Consider the following 3,191-nt stretch of genomic DNA (forward strand, 5'->3'; position numbering starts at 1 on the left):
TAACCATTCATGTTTTGCATTAAAAGGTGGAACTGCGATTAACCTTTTTTATAGAGATATGCCCCGCCTTTCGGTAGACATTGATTTGGTTTATATCCCTATTGGGGAGAGAGAACCATCCTTAATTGATATTAGTGGCAACTTAAGCAAGCTTGGAACTTCAATTAAATCCAATATTAAAGGTTCAACCGTGCAATATTTAAAGTTAAAACATACTTCTCATATCAATAAACTAATTGTCACTGTTGAAAATGCAGTTGTGAAAGTTGAAGTGTCACCAGTTTTACGTGGCACTGTTTATGAACCTAAATTGATGAAAATATCTAATGCTGTTGAAGAAGTTTTTGGGTTCGCGCAGGTAAAGATAGTCTCTTTTGAGGATCTTTTCGCTGGAAAAATTGTGGCAGCTTTAGACAGACAACACCCGAGAGATCTTTTTGATATAAAATTGCTTTTTGAACAAGAAAGGGTAACTAATAGATTGAAAGAAGCATTTATAGTCTACCTTATTTCACACAATAGGAAGATTATTGAAATTTTAAATCCATCGCAACTCAATTTAAAGAAAGCATATACATCTAGTTTTGAAGGAATGTCGAATATAGATGTAGATCTTCAAGACTTGATAAAAACCAGAACTGCCCTGTTTATGGCGCTAAAAACAGGTCATTGGTGCGTTATTAAACGGCCAGCCGGCGAACAATAAAAGGCCACAAAAATCTCTTGGTTCTCTATACTGGATTGGCACTTCAAACGAGGTGACATTTTCCTTAAGGAGGTCGAGTCATGCTCGATTACAAGAGAATTTTGGGGTTGCGGTATGGTAGCAATCTCAGTGGTAGAGAGATCGCAAAAAGCTGCGGATACAGCAAGTCAGCGGTTAATGAGTTCCTTAAACGGTTCAAAGAGGATGGGCAATTGAAATTGCCTTTGGGCCCAGATGTAACTAATGAAAACATTGAAGAGTTACTGTACAAAAAGCGAGGCGTAAAAGATAAAGCCATTGAAGAGCTCTATCGCCAACCAGCCTATGAAGAAATTCATAAAGCCCTGGCAAAGAAAGGAGAAACTTTGCAACGACTGTGGAGGAAGTACAACGCCCTCGGCGTTGTTGAGGGAAGAAAGCCCTACAGTTATCGTCAATATTGCCATAAGTACTCTCAATGGCTTGATGACAAGAAAATCAGCTATCACATAGTGCGCCATCCGGCAGTGAATCTCGAGTTAGATTTTGCTGGCAAAGTGCTCTATCTACATAATAAGCGAATTCCAGATTCAAAAGAGAAGGTAATTATCTTTGTCGCTACCCTTTCATACAGCAAATATTTCTATGCTGAAGGGATGACCTGTTGCGATAGTCGCAACTGGATACGAGTAAATAATAATGCTTTGAGGTTCTTTGAAGGTGTCACTCAAATCTGCACACCTGACAATGCAAAGGTTGCAGTGCTCAGGAATATGGACTGGGTCGACCCAATTCTCAATAAAGATTTTCAAGAGTGGGCCGCCTATTATGGAACAGCAATCATGCCTGCAGTAGTGCAGGGGCCGACCTTTAAGCCAAACGTGGAAGCCTCCATAGGGTATCTAACCACATCTGCCCTCATGGACATGGGGGAAATGACCTTCTTCTCCCTTGATGCATTAAATGGGGTTTTGTGGCAAAAGATGGAGGAACTAAACAGTCGCAACTTTCAGGGACGCCATTACAGTCGAAAAGATCTCTTTGAACAAGAGGAGAAGGACCTACTGTTACCGTTGCCGCTCTCAGACTACCAATTCCTTGAGCGACAACGAGTGACAGTAAACCAAGACTTCTCTTTTGTCTTTGATTACGTTCACTATACTATGCCACGTAGGTACATCAAGCAAGTGCTAGATATCCGAGCTTCTGCGTTTGAAGTATTTGTCTATACGCTAAAGGGCGATTTGGTAAGACAATACAAACGTAGTTATAGCCGAGGGGATTGGGTTATTCACCCTGGTGACCTACCACAGCATACCACAGACTATGACAAGTGGAGCGTTCCGTTCTTCCAAAGCTGGGCATCAGCAATTGGTCCCAATACTCGCCTTGTAATTGATGAACTCATTGGCAGTGTGCTCTACCCAGTACAAGCATTTCGAAGATGTGTAGGAGTGCTGGGATTTGCAAAACGTAAAGGCAAAGCGAACTTAGAGGCATGCTGTGCTAATGCAGTGAGAAAGGGTAAATGTAACTACAACTACATCAAGAACACCATAGCCGATTATGTCAGTTTGAATGCTACTGCTACTGTCAAACCAGAGCAATCTATTCCAGAAGAGGAGTTAAGTAGATTTCATAAGGTTGACTCTTCGCGGTATTCCATCGAGGCAATACTTAAGCGCCAAACCCATACAGGAGATCAAAATAATGGCTAAGAATTCACACGATATAGAACAGATGCTTGAAGAGCTGGACTTGGGTGAGATGAGCAGTCGTTTAGATGAATTAATTCGAAGTCCTGAAGGGATGGACCTCACTCCATTGCAACTATTGCGCGAGGTGGTTTCAGTTCAACACCTTAAATATTCCAATGAACAGTTCAAGAGAAACTTGAAGCTCAGTAGGTTGGTGCGTCAGGATGCTTTGCTGGAAAACTTAAAAAGTGGTCCTCATAGAGTATATAACGACAATCTCGTCAGTCAGCTTCGAACACTCGAGTTCATTGCAGACCGCAAGAACGTAACGGTAATCGGTGAGAGCAATGTGGGTAAGACTTACTTTCTAAGAGCATTTTGCGTCGAAGCTTGTCGTCATAATTATCGCACTCGATTCATCGATTATATTGAATTGATGGACGAGTTGCTCATAAAAAGACGCAAAGACCTCAGTGCCTACAACAGAAGGCTTAAGTATTACAGTCGCATTCAGGTGCTAATAATTGATGATTTTGCTATAGAACGCTATGACTCAGAAGCTACCATAATCCTCTACAGTCTCATTAAAAATAGAGAGATTCAGGGTAGGACTACTATGGTGAGCACACAATACAGCCCTGCTGATTGGAATGTTAGCTTGAGTGGGGATTCTAACACCGGAGCACAAGCAGATGGCATTCGCTCTCGTTTAATTGAAAACGGGTATTTGGTTTTCATCGAGAAGGCGAAATAACATTACTTAGGCGGCTAGAATTGTCTGGCCGCCATTTAACGCACGCTGGCCGTTT

3 protein-coding genes are annotated in these 3,191 nt (G+C 41.7%); all 3 read left to right on the forward strand.

The window, feature by feature from the left end:
• Positions 1–706 (forward strand): nucleotidyl transferase AbiEii/AbiGii toxin family protein (locus M0Q20_RS10960; RefSeq protein WP_295061896.1); only part of this gene is annotated, 706 nt, incomplete at its 5' end.
• A gap of 80 nt (positions 707–786) precedes the next feature.
• Entirely contained in the window at positions 787–2,403 is a 1,617-nt protein-coding gene (locus M0Q20_RS10965; protein WP_295061899.1) for a hypothetical protein, read from the forward strand.
• Positions 2,396–3,136, forward strand: coding sequence for an ATP-binding protein (locus M0Q20_RS10970; protein ID WP_295061902.1), 741 nt, complete (start codon positions 2,396–2,398; stop codon positions 3,134–3,136). Before M0Q20_RS10965 ends, M0Q20_RS10970 begins: the two co-directional genes overlap by 8 nt.
• Positions 3,137–3,191 lie beyond the last annotated feature (55 nt).

The sequence above is a fragment of the Sulfurimonas sp. genome, assembly GCF_023229025.1.
Classification (GTDB): domain Bacteria; phylum Campylobacterota; class Campylobacteria; order Campylobacterales; family Sulfurimonadaceae; genus Sulfurimonas.